This is a genomic window from Streptomyces sp. NPDC052701 (genome assembly GCF_040678355.1).
Lineage (GTDB): Bacteria > Actinomycetota > Actinomycetes > Streptomycetales > Streptomycetaceae > Streptomyces.
In genome coordinates, this window is record NZ_JBFATO010000011.1 from 1 (window position 1) to 14,574 (window position 14,574).

Sequence of the window (14,574 nt, forward strand, 5' to 3'; positions counted from 1 at the left end):
CGCATCCGACAGGATCAACTCGGCCTTCGGCCGCCCAGTACGCGCCACCCCGCAACCCTACACATCTGAACAGAATTCCTGACTCAGAAGACTAGCTGAACACGATCATCGACCCCTGCGCCAGGCTCCGCGTCGCCGCCGCGTGCAGGCCGAGCCAGACGTGCCGCTCGCGGGCGAAGGGGCTCGGGTCGTAGGGGGCGGCGACGGCCGGTTCCTCCAGCTCGGTCGGGGCGAGCGGGGGATGGGGCGCCGCCGGGGGGTTGGCCGGGTCGATGCCGAGGGACGGGGCGACGTACTCCAGCTCCCGCAGCAGGGCGTGGGAGGAGCCCAACGGGCCGCCGCCCGCCAGCAGTTCGTCGTTGGCCAGCGGGTGAGGGAAGTCCAGCGGGACGTAGGCGCCCGCGTGGTCGTAGTGCCAGACGAGGTGCGACTGCTGGGCCGTGGACTCGAACATCTCCAGCAACTGCTCGTAGTCGCCGCCCAGTTCGTCGACGGGCGTCACGGGGAGCCCGCAGACCTGGAGCAGGTACGCCCGGCGCAGGAAGTGCAGCGCGTCGTAGTCGAAGCCGGCGACCGGGGCGACCTCGCCGGACAGCCCCGGCATGTACTGGTACACCGGCACCGGGGGCAGCCCGGACTCGGCGAGCACCTTGTTGTATTGCGCGAGTTCCTCGGCGAAGGGGTTGTCGGGCGTGTGGCACAACACGTCGACGAGCGGTACCAGCCACAGGTCACAGGCCAAAAGAGGGCTCCTCACACAGCGACGCGGCGACGGGGTCGCACGGCCCCGGGCAACGGTGTTCAAGGCAGGTTAATCGGTGCGTGCCCGTCCCATACCCGAACCGCCGCTCCTCAGCCCTGCGGCGGTCCCTCGATCAGGGCGAGGGAGTGGGCGTCGTACGCCTCGATGATCGACCGGGCCGCGTCGGCGTCGCCGCGGGAGAGGGCGTCGGCCAGCTCCGTGTGCCCGCGCCACAGCCGGTCGCGCAGGTCGGGCAGCCGGCGCAGGTGCTGCACCGTGCACACCCAGGTCTGCACGCGCAGCCGGTGCAGGAAGTCCGACAGGTGGGGGTTGCCGAACAGCGCGGCGAGCTCGCGCCAGAAGCGCAGGTCGTAGCCGATGAGGACGGTCAGGTCGCCCGCGCCGGCGGCCCGCCGGGCCTCCTCGCCGCGGCGGCGCACCCCGGCGAGGGCGGCGGCGACGCGGGGGTCGTCGGGCCGCAGGTCGCTCCTGCGGCCGCCGGTCAGGGCGTGGAACATCCCGCCGATGACCAGGCTGCGGGCCTCGACCATGCCGCGGAAGTCGTCGGCCGAGTACTCGTGCACCCGGAACCCGCGGTGCTGGTCGGCGTCGAGCAGCCCCTGCGCGGACAGGTCGACCAGTGCCTCGCGCACGGGGGTGGCGGAGACGCCGTACTGGTCGGCGATCTCCTTCACGGTGAACTCCTGCCCGGGTTGCAGCCGCCCCGCCAGCACCTCGTCGCGAAGCGCGTCGGCGATCTGCTGCCGCAGGGTGCTGCGGGTCACGGCGCCCTTGGTGCTGCCGGGCATGGTCGGGGCGTCTCCTCGTCGCGTCCGGGGGCGTGCGCCGCGCCGGGGTGGCGTGCGCGGCTGTGTCCACGAACACGCCACCTTACGCGCTTACGCGTTCGAATCCGGTGCGGCGCCCTCGCGCGCCACCGGGTCCGCCCAGGTCCACGGCGGGTCCAGGGCGGGTCCACGGCGGTTCCACGACGGGTCCACGGGCGCCTGCTCCGTCACTCCGTGTACTCGTCGGCCACGGACAGCGCCGCGTCCAGGGCCGCCAGGCCCTCCTTCAGCTCCGCCTCGCGCACGTTGCACGGCGGCACCACGTGCGTCCGGTTCATGTTCACGAACGGCCACACCCCGTGGGCCTTCGCAGCGGCGGCGAAGGCCGCCATGGGCGCGTTCGCCTCGCCGGCCGCGTTGTACGGCACCAGCGGCTCGCGCGTCTCCCGGTTCCGCACCAGCTCCAGCGCCCAGAACATGCCGACGCCCCGGACGTCCCCGACGCTGGGGTGCCGCTCCGCCAGCTCCCGCAGCCCCGGTCCGACCACCTCGGCGCCCAGCCGGGCGGCGTGCTCGACCACGCCCTCCTCCGCCATCACGGTGATCGTCGCGACGGCGGCCGCGCAGGCCAGCGGGTGCCCGGAGTAGGTCAGCCCGCCCGGGTACGGCCGCTTCGCGAACGTCTCGGCGATCCTCTGCGAGATCGCGACCCCGCCGAGCGGCACGTACCCCGAGTTCACGCCCTTGGCGAAGGTCATCAGGTCCGGTACGACCCCGGACAGGTCGGCCGCGAACCACTCGCCGGTCCGCCCGAAGCCCGCCATGACCTCGTCCAGGACGAGGACGATGCCGTACTTGTCGCAGATCTCCCGCACCCCGGCCAGATAGCCCGGCGGCGGCACCATGATCCCCGCCGTCCCCGGGACGGTCTCCAGGAGCACCGCGGCGACCGTCGACGGACCCTCGAAGGCGATGGTCGTCTCCAGGTGTTCGAGGGCCCGCGCGCACTCCTGCTCCTCGGTCTGCGCGTAGAAGCGGGAGCGGTACAGGAAGGGCGTCCAGAAGTGCACGACCCCGGCCGAGCCGCTGTCGCTGGCCCAGCGGCGCGGGTCGCCGGTGAGGTTCACGGCCTGCTGCGTGCCGCCGTGGTAGGAGCGGTACGCCGAGAGCACCTTGGGCCGCCCGGTGTGCAGCCGCGCCATGCGCACGGCGTGCTCGACGGCGTCGGCGCCCCCGTTGGTGAAGAAGATCTTGTCCAGGTCGCCGGGCGTCCGCTCGGCGATCAGCCGCGCCGCCTCCGAGCGGGCCTCGACCGCGAAGGCGGGCGCGAAGGTGGTCATCCGCCCGGCCTGCTCCTGGATCGCGGCGACGACCTTCGGGTGCTGGTAGCCGATGTTCGTGTAGACGAGACCGCTGGTGAAGTCGAGGTAGCGCCTGCCGTCGTAGTCCCAGAAGTACGACCCCTCGGCGCCGGCGACGGCGAGGGGGTCGATGAGGTCCTGGGCGGACCAGGAGTGGAACACGTGCGCGCGGTCCGCGGCCTTCACGGCCGCGCCGGCCCGGGGGTCGGTCTGAGGGGTCATGCGGGCGAGCGTAGGCGCCGCGGCGCGGACGCGGTATGGGCGTCCTGTCTGCGGGCCGGGGCTTTCCGCGACAGGGTGTCGACGGGGCGGCCCGCCCACCGCCGCGCCGGACTCCTCGCCCCGGCCGGGCGGGGCCGGGCGGCCGTCTCCCGCATCGGCCCGGGGCACGCCGCCTTCGCCGACCGGCTCGCCGAGGCGTACGGCGAGGAGGAACCGGCGGAGGCGGTGCGGGTGCCGGAGCGGCTGTCGGCGGTGCCGGACGCGGTCGGGCCGCCCGTCGCACAACCGGTACAGGCCGTTACGGAACCGTAGAGGGAGGTCCGCCCCCGCCCCGCTGACCCGGCACTATTCTCGGTCTGTCGCACAGGCGCACAACGGGGGAGGGGCGCGGCCATGGAGAAGCTGGGGCCCGGGGATCCGCGGCGTATCGGGGCCTACCGGCTGCTCGCGCGGCTCGGCGCGGGCGGGATGGGGTACGTCTATCTGGCCCGCTCGGACCGGGGGCGCACCGTCGCCGTCAAGCTGGTGCGCGAGGAGCTGGCGCGGCAGGAGGAGTTCCGGGAGCGGTTCCGGCAGGAGGTGCAGGCCGCGCGGCGGGTCGGCGGGTACTGGACGGCGCCGGTGCTGGACGCGGACACCGAGGCCGAGGTGCCCTGGGTCGCCACCGGATACGTCGCCGGGCCCAGCCTCCAGCAGGTCGTCGGGCACGACCACGGGGCCCTGCCCGAGCGGTCGGTGCGCATCCTCGCGGCCGGGCTCGCGCACGCGCTGAAGGACATCCACGCCGCCGGGATCGTGCACCGCGACCTCAAGCCGTCCAACGTGCTGGTGACGATCGACGGGCCCCGCGTCATCGACTTCGGGATCGCGCGGGCCCTGGAGACGGTGACCGACGGCGGCCTGACGAGGACCGGCGCGCTCGTCGGGTCGCCCGGTTTCATGGCGCCCGAGCAGGTGCGGGGCGACCGGATCACGCCCGCCTGCGACGTCTTCTGCCTCGGCTCGGTGCTCGCGTACGCCGCGACCGGCGCCCTCCCCTTCGGCACCGCCAACAGCGGGGTGCACGCCCTGATGTTCCGCATCGCCCAGGAGGAACCCGACCTGGAGGGCGTCCCCGAGGGCATCGCCGACCTGGTGCGCGCGTGCCTGCGCAAGGACCCGGCGGCCCGCCCGACGCTGGAGCAGATCCTGCAGCGCACGGGCGTGGACGACACGGTCACCGACGGGCGTTCCCGCGACCCCTGGCTGCCGGGCGCGCTGGTGGCCCAGCTGGGACGGCACGCCGTTCGGCTGCTGGACACCGAGGACCCGGAGGCGCGGACGAGCGCCGCGGGTCAGGCCCGCCCCCTCGACGGGCAGGAGCGGCCGGCCCCGGCCGCCACCCCGGAGCACTCTCCCGCCGCCGACGACTGCGCGCCGGAGCCGGCTCCTGATCCGGCCCCGGGCCCGGCCGCGCCCCCGGCGGCACCGGCCCCGGCGGGCCGCCCGGGCGACGGCGCGCCGCTCGGTCACCTCCCCACCATGGTCGGGGGCCAGGCCCCGGCGACGCCTCCGCCGGGCCCCGTGCCGGGCGCCCCGGCCGACCCGCGCGTCCCTTCGCCCCCGGCCCCCTCGTACGGCTTTCCCCAGCAGCACCCCCAGCCGTCCGGCTACGGCCACCCCGGCCTCCCGGGAGCCCCCGGCGCCGCGCAGCCCCACCCCGGCCACGGCGGCCCGGCCCCCGCCCCGCAGTACGGCCCGCCGCCCTTCGGCCCGGGCCCGACGCCGTCCTTCGGCCCGACGCCGCCCTTCGGTCCGACGCCGCCGTACGGGCCGCGCCAGGAGCCGCCGGGCAGGGACGGCCGTTCCACCGCGCTGCTGGTCGTCATCGCGCTGGTCGTCGCGCTCGCCGCGGGCGGCTCGGTCTACGCGCTGATGGACGGCGGCGGCGACCGGGCCGACGGCGACCCGTCGCCCACCCCGACCACCAGCGCGTCCCCGAGCCCCGGCCCCACCACCCCCGGCCCGACCCCGACGACCGGGCGGCCGACCACCTCGGCGCCGGCGGACGGCGCGGTCCCGGCGGCGTACCTCGGCACCTGGACCACGACCCTGGACAACGCGGACGGCGAGCACTCCCGCCGGCTGACCATCCGGCAGGGCGAGGTCGGCGACACGGTCCTGTCCCTCGTCGCCGACGGGCCGACCGCGAGCGGCAACTACCACTGCGTGTTCGAGGCCGAACTCGCCCGGGCCCCGGGCGGCGACGGCCCGTTGGAGATCGGCCCGTCGGCCGTCACCTCCGGGCAGCCGCGCTCCTCCTGCTCACCGGGCGAGGCCACCGAGATCACCCTGCTGCCGGACGGCTCCCTGCGGCGCGTGAACACCAGCAGCGGGGAGGAGCTGACGTACACCCGGCAGTGACCCGGGCCGCCCCGCGCCCGTCCGGCGCGAGACGGCCGGCCACCGCGCGCACGAGCCGCGACGCGATCCGGGACCACGGCCGTCTCCCGTGCGCGGAACGGGAGGACCTGCGCGGGAAGCGGCCCGGGAAGTCCTGAAGGCCCCCGCCACCGCCGTCGCCCCCGCCGCCACCGCCGTCGCCGTCGTCCGGCGGCCTCCGGCGGCCGGACGACGGTTCCTCACCGGGGTTCCGGCGGCCGCTGCCGGGGCATGTTCGGCCGGGCGCCCCCGGGCGGCAGGGGGAACCGCCCGTTGAGGCCGCCGTCCTGCCGCACCGCCCCGGGGGCGACGGCCGCCTGGATGCCCAGCGGCGCGCCCCCCGTCCGGAACTCCACCATCCAGTCGGCGGTCTCCACCCGCACCAGCTCCGTCACGTCCTCCGTGAACCGCCGCAGCACCCCCAGGCACCGCTCGGCGGCCTCCGCCGCCGTCCCCTCCGCCGGTCCCAGCACCTCCCGCACGCTCTCCGAGGCCCAGTCGAACTGCAACGCCTGCAGCCGCCGCTGCACCGCCTGCGCGGTCGCCACGTCCCTCATCCACCCGGAGGTCACCCCGAAGAACCGGTCCCCGGCCACGCACGCCACGCCCAGCAGCAGCGCCAGGTACCCCCAGGGGGCGACGCCGCCCATCACCCCCGTCAGATCCAGCAGGGGCAGCGCGGCCCCGGTGACGGCCCCCAGCGCCGCGCCGCCGCGCAGCGCCCGCGCCCCCCGCCGCTTCCACACCCGGTCCGCGAGGTACCAGGAGACCGTCTCCAGCGCCCCGCGCTCCACCCACCGGTACAGCTCGTCCAGCCGGGCCGCCGGCTCGCCCCAGTCCCCGCACGGGAGCGCCCGCCCGGCCAGGTCCCCCGGCCGCAGCCCGGCCGCCCCCTCGTCCCGCCCGTCCTGAGGCGGCCCCTCGGGCTGCATCTCCGGCTGACCCACCCGGCACTCCCTACTGACCACGACTGATCACGCTGCGTGACGTCTCGACGCCCGATGTCGTTGCTGATGCTGACGCGCCGGACTCTTCCTACCGCCCAATGGGTGGCGAAGGGGAAGGTTTCGCCTCTTTTCCCCTCGGAAGTAGGTCTTGATCAGGTATAGGGCGTGCGGAAAACTCACCCGAAAGAGTGCTGGGGCGGCGGCTGCCCGGACCACGTAGGCTCGTGCCAGGCGGGAAAACCCCGCCGGACACCCGTACGACACAGGAGCTGATCGTGATCCCCGGTGGTGGCCAGCCCAACATGCAGCAGCTGCTCCAGCAGGCCCAGAAGATGCAGCAGGACCTGCAGCGGGCCCAGGAGGAACTGGCGCAGACGGAGGTCGACGGGCAGGCGGGCGGCGGCCTGGTGCGGGCCACCGTCACCGGCGCCGGCGAGCTGCGGGCGCTGAAGATCGACCCGAAGGCGGTGGACCCGGAGGACACCGAGACCCTCGCCGACCTGATCGTGGCGGCCGTGCACGCGGCCAACGAGAACGCCTCGCAGCTCCAGGCGCAGAAGCTGGGCCCCCTCACCCAGGGCCTGGGCGGCGGCACCGGCCTTCCGGGCCTGCCGTTCTGACCTTGCGCACCGCCTTCCTCCGGCAGGCGGCAGCCGACTACCGTACGTACTGAAAGCCCGTACGTGCGTCACGACACCGAACACCCAGGAAGGCCAGTCCGTTGTACGAAGGCGTGGTGCAGGACCTGATCGACGAGCTGGGGCGGCTGCCCGGCGTCGGTCCCAAGAGCGCCCAGCGGATCGCCTTCCACATCCTGCAGGCGGAACCGACGGACGTACGGCGGCTCGCCCAGGCCCTGATGGAGGTCAAGGCGAAGGTCCGCTTCTGCGCGGCGTGCGGCAACGTCGCGCAGGAGGAGCTGTGCAACATCTGCCGCGACACCCGCCGCGATCCGGCGGTGATCTGCGTCGTCGAGGAACCGAAGGACGTCGTGGCGATCGAGCGGACCCGTGAGTTCCGCGGTCGCTACCACGTCCTCGGCGGGGCGATCAGTCCGATCGACGGGGTGGGCCCCGACGACCTGCGGATACGGGAGCTTCTCGCGAGGCTGGCCGACGGGACGGTCACGGAGCTCATCCTGGCCACGGATCCGAATCTCGAAGGCGAGGCGACGGCGACGTACCTCGCCCGCATGATCAAGCCCATGGGCCTGAAGGTCACCCGCCTGGCCAGCGGCCTCCCGGTGGGTGGCGACCTGGAATACGCGGACGAGGTCACCCTCGGCCGCGCCTTCGAGGGGAGACGACTCCTAGATGTCTGACGCCACGCTGCACGCGACCCACCAGAACCCGGACGACTTCGCGGTCCAGATCGCGGACCAGATCGAGAGCTTCCTGGTCGCCGTCACGGAGGTCGCCAAGGGCGACGAGCCGGAATCGGCGGTCCCCTTCCTCCTCCTGGAGGTCTCCCAGCTCCTCCTGGCCGGCGGACGCCTGGGCGCCCACGAGGACATCGTCCCCGACGAGCGCTACGAGCCCGACCCGGGCCCGGAGCCGGACGTGGACGAACTCCGCGAGAACCTCGCCCGCCTGCTGGACCCGATCGACGTCTACTCCGAGGTCTTCGACCCCTACGAGCCCCGCCGGGCCCCGGTCCCGGCCCGCATCTCCGACGACCTGGCCGACGTCATCACCGACCTGCGCCACGGCATGGTCCACTACCGGGCCGGCCGCACCACGGAGGCCCTGTGGTGGTGGCAGTTCTCCTACTTCTCCAACTGGGGCTCCACGGCCTCGGCGACGCTGCGCGCCCTGCAGTCGGTGGTCGCCCACGTCCGCCTCAACCAGCCCTTGGAGGAGCTGGACGGCCTGGACACCGACCAGGGCGTGGGCGACGACACCCTGGAGTTCGAGGCGGGCCGGGTGATGGCCCGGGAGATCGCGGGACCGCTGGGGCTGCGCCCGGTCAAGTAGCCCCTCACCGGGCCACGGCGGCGAGCAGCGCCCCCGCGTCGACGTACGGCGCGGTCGGCGTCGGCTCGCTGTACCACCTCAGCGGCCAGGTGTTCCCGGTCAGCGCCGGGATCCCGACGTACGTGACGGTGCACCCGCTCCGCCCGCCGAGCCGCTGCACCCCGAGCGGCCAGTCGTACCGGTGCGCCTCACCGGGCGCCAGCAGGAAGTACACCCACCGGCCCCTGCTCACCTCGCACACGATCGGCCCCGCGTCGTCGTCCGTCGCCCCGATGAGCCACTCGGCCACCAGCTCGCCCCATACGCCCTCGATCCGTACGGCGTCGAAGTGCACGCCGGTCACGCGGAGTCGGTGGCCGGAGGCCGGGATCCAGCCGGGGCGGTGAAGTGCGTTGTTCATGGTCACACGGTGGTGCGGATCGGTCTACGCTCGGTAGTCACCGTGGTGATACCCACCGGGTTGTATCGGTCGGAGGTGCGTGCTGTGTCCCAGTCGCCTGCCATGTGGCGCTTCAGCGGCAACCAGATGAAACGCTGGCGCACCAAGGCCAACATCAGCCGCGAGCAGTTGGCCGCCGCCGCGAACTACTCCCCGGACACCATCAAGGCGATGGAGCAGGGGGCCCGCATGCCGACGCCCCGAGTCCTCGACGTGGCCGACGAGTTGTGCCGGGCGGAGGGCTTGCTGAGCGCGGCCAAGGACTACTTGAGCAGGGAGAAGTTCCCGGCGCGAGCCCAGGAGTTCATGGAGCGGGAGCGAGGGGCGATCAGCCGCTGGTCCTACGGCGTGACGCTGATCCCCGGACTGTTGCAGACCAAGAGCTACGCGCGGTTGCTGATCGAAAACCGCATTCCGCCTCTGGACGGGGAAACGGTGGAGGAGCGGATCTCGGCGCGCATGGAGCGACAGGCCCTCCTCACGCAGCAGAAGCCGACGGTCGCCTTCAGCTTCGTGCTCTACGAAGCGGTTCTGCGCAGCCCTCAGCTGGACGCCGAGCAGCTGCGTCGTCTCCTGGAAGTGTCCTGTCTGCGGAATGTCGCGTTGCAAGTGCTGCCCTTCGAACGGGCCGTCCCTGCCGCTCTCATGGGGCCCATGGTGCTGTTGGAGACCCGCGACCACGAGCGATTCGCTTTCACGGAGGGGCCGTTCGCCAGCGAGCTTTCAGCCGATCCGCAGGTTGTCAGCCGCGTGACCGAACGTCTTAGCATGATCCGCGCACAGGCTCTCAGCCCCGATGAGTCGGCCCGTTTCCTCGAACGGATGGTGGATCGCCATGACTGACCAGCTGACGTGGTTCAAGTCGAGCTACAGCGACGACGAGGGCGGCGACTGCGTCGAAGTCGCCCTTTCCACCACCGTCCACGTCCGCGACTCCAAAGCCCCCTCGGGCCCCCGGCTCCGCATCGCCGCACCCGCCTGGTCGGCGTTCATCGCCGCAGTTCGGCCCGGGGCTTGAGCCTCGGGCTCCGAGCCCTTCCCCTGGGCTTCTGGTCTGGTTGAAATACCCAACCAACCAATTCGGTAGGTGAGTTGAGCCGTCCTACCTCGAAAGAGTGACGTTCCGTGATCGGCTTGCGCCGGAACGTGAAGCCGCCCTAGGTTCGCGGCAAAAGATCGGCCCCGGTCGGTGCGCCAACACCGGCTCCGGGGCCTGGACCTACGCATCGAACGGAGACTTCGATGGTGGCTTGCGCCTACCCTAGCCCCGCCCTGCCCTCCCCGTCCCACCCGATGGCCAAGACGGGTTACGGCAAACGCCCCGCGGGTGACGAAGACCCGCACGCGGACCCGGAGTTCGCACACCTGAGCCCCCGTGACCGCGAGATCGCCGTCTTCGTCGACCACCTCGAAGAGGGCCACGCGATGGGCTACAAGGCGATCGCGGCGGAACACCCCCGCTACGGCCAGCAGGCCGTCCGCACGTCGCTGCGGAGCCTGAGCGACGTCGGGCACCTGAAGCAGATCAGGGAGCACATCACCGTCGAGGACGACTCGATGCGCTGGGTGACGCGGACGTACTGGTCGCGTACCCGCAGGTCGGCGCAGTGGTGGGAGGACTTCGCGCGGGAGCGCAAGGGCCGGATCGTCACCGAGGACCACCGGCCGGGACTGGCCCGGACGGACGAGCCCGAGACGCCCGCCCCGCAGGCGGAGGCGGAGCCGGAGCCGCGGCCCGAGTCCCCGTCCGACACCGCCTACCGCACGCTCGCCCAACTGCGCGACGCGGACCCCCGTATGCCGCTGTCCGAGTCCGACTGCCGCTCCCTCGCCTCGCTCGCGGGGGAGTGGCTGTCGCGCGGCTCGACGCCCCAGGAGATCACCCGCGCCCTGACCGAGGGACTTCCGTCCACCGTGACCAATCCGGGCGGACTCGCCCGCAACCGACTGGAGAGCAAGATGCCCCCGAAGAAGGCGAAGATCCGGCAGAAGGCCGCCTCGCGCCGGGCCCGCGTGGACCGCGTGATCGAGTGCTGCATCACCTGCGACGCGGACGAGCGCACCACCAGGATCACGGGCGGGATGTGCCCGGAGTGCCGCGCGGAGTGGGAGGCGGACCTGGCGGCGGAGGCGGCCGGCGAGGTGCCCGCCGGGTTCGTCCCGGAGACGTTCCTGTCCCGCCCGGACACCGGCGTCGTGGACGTCGCGCGCCGGGCGGCGGAGGTACGGGCGGCCGGCGGGCTGCGCTCCAGGACCGAGAGGGCGCTGTGAGCGTGCGGGAAGTACCGGTGAGGGCACCATGGGGTCGAGGAGGCGATGCCATGACCCCCGGGACCGAGCACCGGCCGCAGATGTCCGTCGAGGAGTTCGAGGAACTGGAACGCCATGCCCCCGAGGCGGTGCGGCTGGAGTTCGTCAATGGAAGGGTCCAGGTCAAAGCCGTGCCGGATGGTAACCACAGCGAGATCTACATGTGGCTTCTGGAGCAGTGCATGCACCTGCGTCCCGATCTCCGGCTCCATCCCGAGCGCGGCCTGAAGACCGAGGCCTACCGCAAGGGGCGCGCTCGCGCCGACGCGGTCCTCGTTCCCAAGGGTGGTCTGAAGGGGCACGGCGAGTGGTCCGAGGCCGGCGGCGTCCTCATGGCCGTGGAGATCACGTCGAACGGCTCCGACACCAACCAGCGCGACCGCGTCGAGAAGCCCGACGGCTACGCCGCCGCCGGCATCCCCGTCTACCTCCTCATCGATCGGGACGACCGCTCGGTCGTCGTGTACGACCAGCCGGAGGACGGCCGCTACCGCCATGCGGAGAAGCTCCCCTTCGGCGCCACCGTCGAACTCCCCGACCCGGTGGGCATCACCCTGGACACCGAACCCCTCCAGGACCTCGCCGACTGAACGCCCGGGGTGACCTGAGCCACTTTCGGCGTGGCGCGCCGGGGGGCGGGGAAGGGCTCCCCCGGCGTGCCGGAGCCGCCCGGGGTGATCATTTCGTGAGCCGGACGTCTCAGGATGCGATATCTCCGGGGTTGGTTTCGGTCGCTCGATAGACTGAGCCGACCCGTAGTACACCGGCGTACACGCGGAAAGCACACAAACGGAGCGAGGAGCGCACGTGGGCCTTGTCGTGCAGAAGTACGGAGGCTCCTCCGTAGCCGATGCCGAGGGCATCAAGCGCGTCGCCAAGCGGATCGTGGAAGCCAAGAAGAACGGCCACCAGGTGGTCGCCGTGGTTTCCGCGATGGGCGACACGACGGACGAGCTGATCGATCTCGCCGAGCAGGTCTCCCCGATGCCTGCCGGGCGCGAGCTCGACATGCTGCTGACCGCCGGAGAGCGGATCTCCATGGCCCTGCTGGCCATGGCGATCAAAAACCTGGGCCACTCGGCCCAGTCGTTCACCGGCAGCCAGGCGGGAGTCATCACCGACTCGGTCCACAACAAAGCCCGGATCATCGACGTCACGCCGGGACGGATCCGGGACTCGCTGGACGAGGGCAACATCGCCATCGTCGCCGGGTTCCAGGGCGTCAGCCAGGACACCAAGGACATCACCACCCTCGGGCGCGGCGGCTCCGACACCACGGCGGTGGCCCTCGCGGCCGCCCTCGACGCCGAGGTGTGCGAGATCTACACCGACGTCGACGGGGTGTTCACCGCCGACCCGCGGGTGGTGAAGAAGGCCCGGAAGATCGACTGGATCTCCTTCGAGGACATGCTGGAGCTGGCGGCGTCCGGGTCCAAGGTGCTGCTCCACCGCTGCGTGGAGTACGCCCGCCGCTACAACATCCCGATCCACGTCCGCTCCTCCTTCAGCGGGCTGCAGGGCACGTGGGTCAGCAGCGAGCCGATCGAGCAAGGGGACAAGCAGGTGGAGCAGGCCATCATCTCCGGTGTCGCGCACGACACCTCCGAGGCCAAGATCACGGTCGTCGGCGTGCCGGACAAGCCGGGCGAGGCGGCCTCGATCTTCCGCACGATCGCCGACGCCGAGATCAACATCGACATGGTCGTGCAGAACGTGTCCGCCGCCTCCACGGGCCTGACGGACATCTCCTTCACGCTGCCCAAGACCGAGGGCCGCAAGGCCATCGACGCGCTGGAGAAGAACAAGGCGGGCATCGGCTTCGAATCGCTGCGCTACGACGACCAGATCGGCAAGATCTCCCTCGTCGGCGCCGGCATGAAGACCAACCCGGGCGTCACCGCCGACTTCTTCACCGCCCTGTCCGACGCGGGCGTGAACATCGAGCTGATCTCGACCTCCGAGATCCGCATCTCGGTCGTCACCCGTGCCGACGAGGTGCCCGAGGCCGTCCGCGCCGTGCACACCGCCTTCGGGCTGGACTCCGACAGCGACGAGGCCGTCGTCTACGGAGGCACCGGGCGCTGATGGCCGGGGATGCCGGGCGCACCGGCAGGCCGGCGCTCGCGGTCGTGGGGGCGACCGGAGCCGTCGGCGCGGTCATGCTCCAGATCCTGTCCCAGCGGGCGGACGTCTGGGGCGAGATCCGCCTGATCGCCTCGCCGCGCTCGGCCGGCCGCAAGCTGGCCGTGCGCGGCGAGCAGGTCGAGGTGACCGCCCTCACCGAGGAGGCGTTCGACGGGGTCGGCGTCGCGCTGTTCGACGTGCCCGAGGAGGTCGCCGCGCGGTGGGCGCCGGTCGCCGCCGCCAGGGGCGCGGTGGTGATCGACAACTCCGGCGCGTTCCGCGCGGACCCGGACGTGCCGCTCGTCGTGCCCGAGGTCAACCCGCACGCCGTGCGGACGCGGCCGCGCGGGATCGTCGCCGGCCCGCACTGCACCACGCTGTCCATGATCGTCGCCCTGGGCGCGCTGCACGCCGAGTTCGGGCTGCGCGAGCTGGTCGTCTCCTCCTACCAGGCGGTGAGCGCGGCCGGACGCGCGGGCGTGGCCGCGCTGCGCCGGCAGCTCTCCCTGGTCGCCGGCACCGAGCTGGGGACCAGCCCGGGCGACCTGCGGCGGGCCGTCGGGGACGACACCGGGCCGTTCCCGGAGCCGGTCGCGCTGAACGTCGTGCCGTGGGCCGGGTCGCCGCGCGAGGACGGCTGGTCGTCGGAGGAGATGACCCTGCGGGACGAGACCCGCAGGATCCTCTGCCTGCCCGCGCTGCCCGTGGCGGTGACGTGCGTACGGGTTCCGGTGGTCACCGCGCACGCGATGACCGTGCACGCCCGCTTCGAGGGCGAGGTCACCGTCGACGAGGCCCGCGAGATCCTGGCCACCGCGCCCGGTGTCGTGCTGTTCGACAACCCGGAGGCCGGGGAGTTCCCCACGCCCGCCGACGTGGTCGGCACCGACCCGACGTGGGCCGGACGGGTGCGGCGGGCGCTGGACGACCCGACGGCGCTCGAACTCTTCGTGTGCGGGGACAATTTGCGCAAAGGCTCCGCCCTCAACGCCGTGCAGATCGCCGAGCTGGTGGCGGCGGAGCCGCGGTAGGCCGCCCGCCGCTCCCCCGAGATGTCCGTCGCAGCGGAAAACCCCTGGGCAATGCGTGATCGGTTTGTAGGATCTGTGGACGACGTGTGAGCCGGAAGATGATCCGGACCACTTGTACCGGGCCCCCTCGGCAGCCGAGGATTTATCTCCCCGCCCTCCGCAACCACGCGGAGGGCGGGGAGCGTCTTTGCGGTCACCCCTTCAGGGACTGGGGAC

General features: G+C 72.7%; 15 protein-coding genes and 1 pseudogene. 11 read left to right on the plus strand and 5 right to left on the minus strand.

The genetic code is table 11. The features are described 5' to 3' along the window. Positions 1 to 91 precede the first annotated feature (91 nt). The 3 genes from AB0L29_RS14880 to AB0L29_RS14890 all read right to left on the minus strand — a co-directional run bounded on the left by AB0L29_RS14880 (position 92) and on the right by AB0L29_RS14890 (position 3,113). The gene (locus AB0L29_RS14880) at positions 92 to 742 is read right to left on the minus strand and encodes a hypothetical protein (RefSeq protein WP_365827045.1); all 651 of its coding nucleotides are present in this window, start codon (positions 740 to 742) and stop codon (positions 92 to 94) included. Positions 743 to 852: 110 nt separating this feature from the next. Continuing rightward, the gene (locus AB0L29_RS14885) at positions 853 to 1,551 is read right to left on the minus strand and encodes a GntR family transcriptional regulator (RefSeq protein WP_365827047.1); all 699 of its coding nucleotides are present in this window, start codon (positions 1,549 to 1,551) and stop codon (positions 853 to 855) included. A gap of 206 nt (positions 1,552 to 1,757) precedes the next feature. After that, on the minus strand, positions 1,758 to 3,113 hold the full coding sequence (locus tag AB0L29_RS14890; protein WP_365827049.1) for an aspartate aminotransferase family protein: 1,356 nt from the start codon (positions 3,111 to 3,113) through the stop codon (positions 1,758 to 1,760). Between the two features lie 90 nt (positions 3,114 to 3,203). Between AB0L29_RS14890 and AB0L29_RS14895 the strand changes: the two are divergent. Together AB0L29_RS14895 and AB0L29_RS14900 are read left to right on the plus strand one after the other, a co-directional pair. After that, positions 3,204 to 3,425 (plus strand): annotated as a pseudogene (locus AB0L29_RS14895) (MarR family transcriptional regulator); the annotation flags it as partial. A gap of 81 nt (positions 3,426 to 3,506) precedes the next feature. Then, complete coding sequence (locus AB0L29_RS14900) at positions 3,507 to 5,516, plus strand: serine/threonine-protein kinase (RefSeq protein WP_365827051.1); 2,010 nt, start codon at positions 3,507 to 3,509, stop codon at positions 5,514 to 5,516. Between the two features lie 218 nt (positions 5,517 to 5,734). On the opposite strand, the gene AB0L29_RS14905 is transcribed toward AB0L29_RS14900, so the two are convergent. Next, positions 5,735 to 6,481 (minus strand): SLATT domain-containing protein, encoded by a 747-nt coding sequence (locus tag AB0L29_RS14905; protein WP_365827053.1) that lies wholly within the window; start codon positions 6,479 to 6,481, stop codon positions 5,735 to 5,737. Positions 6,482 to 6,756: 275 nt separating this feature from the next. On the opposite strand from AB0L29_RS14905, the gene AB0L29_RS14910 reads away from it, so the two are divergent. The 3 genes from AB0L29_RS14910 to AB0L29_RS14920 all read left to right on the plus strand — a co-directional run bounded on the left by AB0L29_RS14910 (position 6,757) and on the right by AB0L29_RS14920 (position 8,454). Then, entirely contained in the window at positions 6,757 to 7,101 is a 345-nt protein-coding gene (locus tag AB0L29_RS14910) for a YbaB/EbfC family nucleoid-associated protein (RefSeq protein ID WP_365827055.1), read from the plus strand. Positions 7,102 to 7,202: 101 nt separating this feature from the next. Next, positions 7,203 to 7,802, plus strand: coding sequence for a recombination mediator RecR (gene recR, locus AB0L29_RS14915; RefSeq protein WP_333932126.1), 600 nt, complete (start codon positions 7,203 to 7,205; stop codon positions 7,800 to 7,802). Continuing rightward, positions 7,795 to 8,454 carry a DUF5063 domain-containing protein gene (locus tag AB0L29_RS14920; protein ID WP_365827057.1) on the plus strand — a complete coding sequence of 220 codons (660 nt, stop codon included), beginning with the start codon at positions 7,795 to 7,797 and terminating at the stop codon, positions 8,452 to 8,454. The genes recR and AB0L29_RS14920 overlap by 8 nt, the downstream gene beginning before the upstream one ends. 4 nt (positions 8,455 to 8,458) lie before the next feature. Here the strand turns inward: AB0L29_RS14920 and AB0L29_RS14925 are convergent, their stop codons facing one another. After that, positions 8,459 to 8,854 (minus strand): hypothetical protein, encoded by a 396-nt coding sequence (locus tag AB0L29_RS14925; RefSeq protein ID WP_365827059.1) that lies wholly within the window; start codon positions 8,852 to 8,854, stop codon positions 8,459 to 8,461. Positions 8,855 to 8,956: 102 nt separating this feature from the next. On the opposite strand from AB0L29_RS14925, the gene AB0L29_RS14930 reads away from it, so the two are divergent. The 6 genes from AB0L29_RS14930 to AB0L29_RS14955 all read left to right on the plus strand — a co-directional run bounded on the left by AB0L29_RS14930 (position 8,957) and on the right by AB0L29_RS14955 (position 14,358). Then, entirely contained in the window at positions 8,957 to 9,736 is a 780-nt protein-coding gene (locus tag AB0L29_RS14930) for a helix-turn-helix transcriptional regulator (protein ID WP_365827369.1), read from the plus strand. Beyond that, the gene (locus AB0L29_RS14935) at positions 9,729 to 9,911 is read left to right on the plus strand and encodes a DUF397 domain-containing protein (RefSeq protein WP_365827061.1); all 183 of its coding nucleotides are present in this window, start codon (positions 9,729 to 9,731) and stop codon (positions 9,909 to 9,911) included. Before AB0L29_RS14930 ends, AB0L29_RS14935 begins: the two co-directional genes overlap by 8 nt. A 224-nt stretch (positions 9,912 to 10,135) precedes the next feature. Further along, positions 10,136 to 11,164, plus strand: coding sequence for a hypothetical protein (locus AB0L29_RS14940; RefSeq protein WP_365827063.1), 1,029 nt, complete (start codon positions 10,136 to 10,138; stop codon positions 11,162 to 11,164). A gap of 50 nt (positions 11,165 to 11,214) precedes the next feature. Then, entirely contained in the window at positions 11,215 to 11,793 is a 579-nt protein-coding gene (locus tag AB0L29_RS14945; protein WP_365827065.1) for a Uma2 family endonuclease, read from the plus strand. Between the two features lie 217 nt (positions 11,794 to 12,010). Beyond that, complete coding sequence (locus AB0L29_RS14950) at positions 12,011 to 13,288, plus strand: aspartate kinase (RefSeq protein ID WP_365827067.1); 1,278 nt, start codon at positions 12,011 to 12,013, stop codon at positions 13,286 to 13,288. After that, positions 13,288 to 14,358 carry an aspartate-semialdehyde dehydrogenase gene (locus tag AB0L29_RS14955; RefSeq protein ID WP_365827069.1) on the plus strand — a complete coding sequence of 357 codons (1,071 nt, stop codon included), beginning with the start codon at positions 13,288 to 13,290 and terminating at the stop codon, positions 14,356 to 14,358. The genes AB0L29_RS14950 and AB0L29_RS14955 overlap by 1 nt, the downstream gene beginning before the upstream one ends. Positions 14,359 to 14,574: the final 216 nt, after the last annotated feature.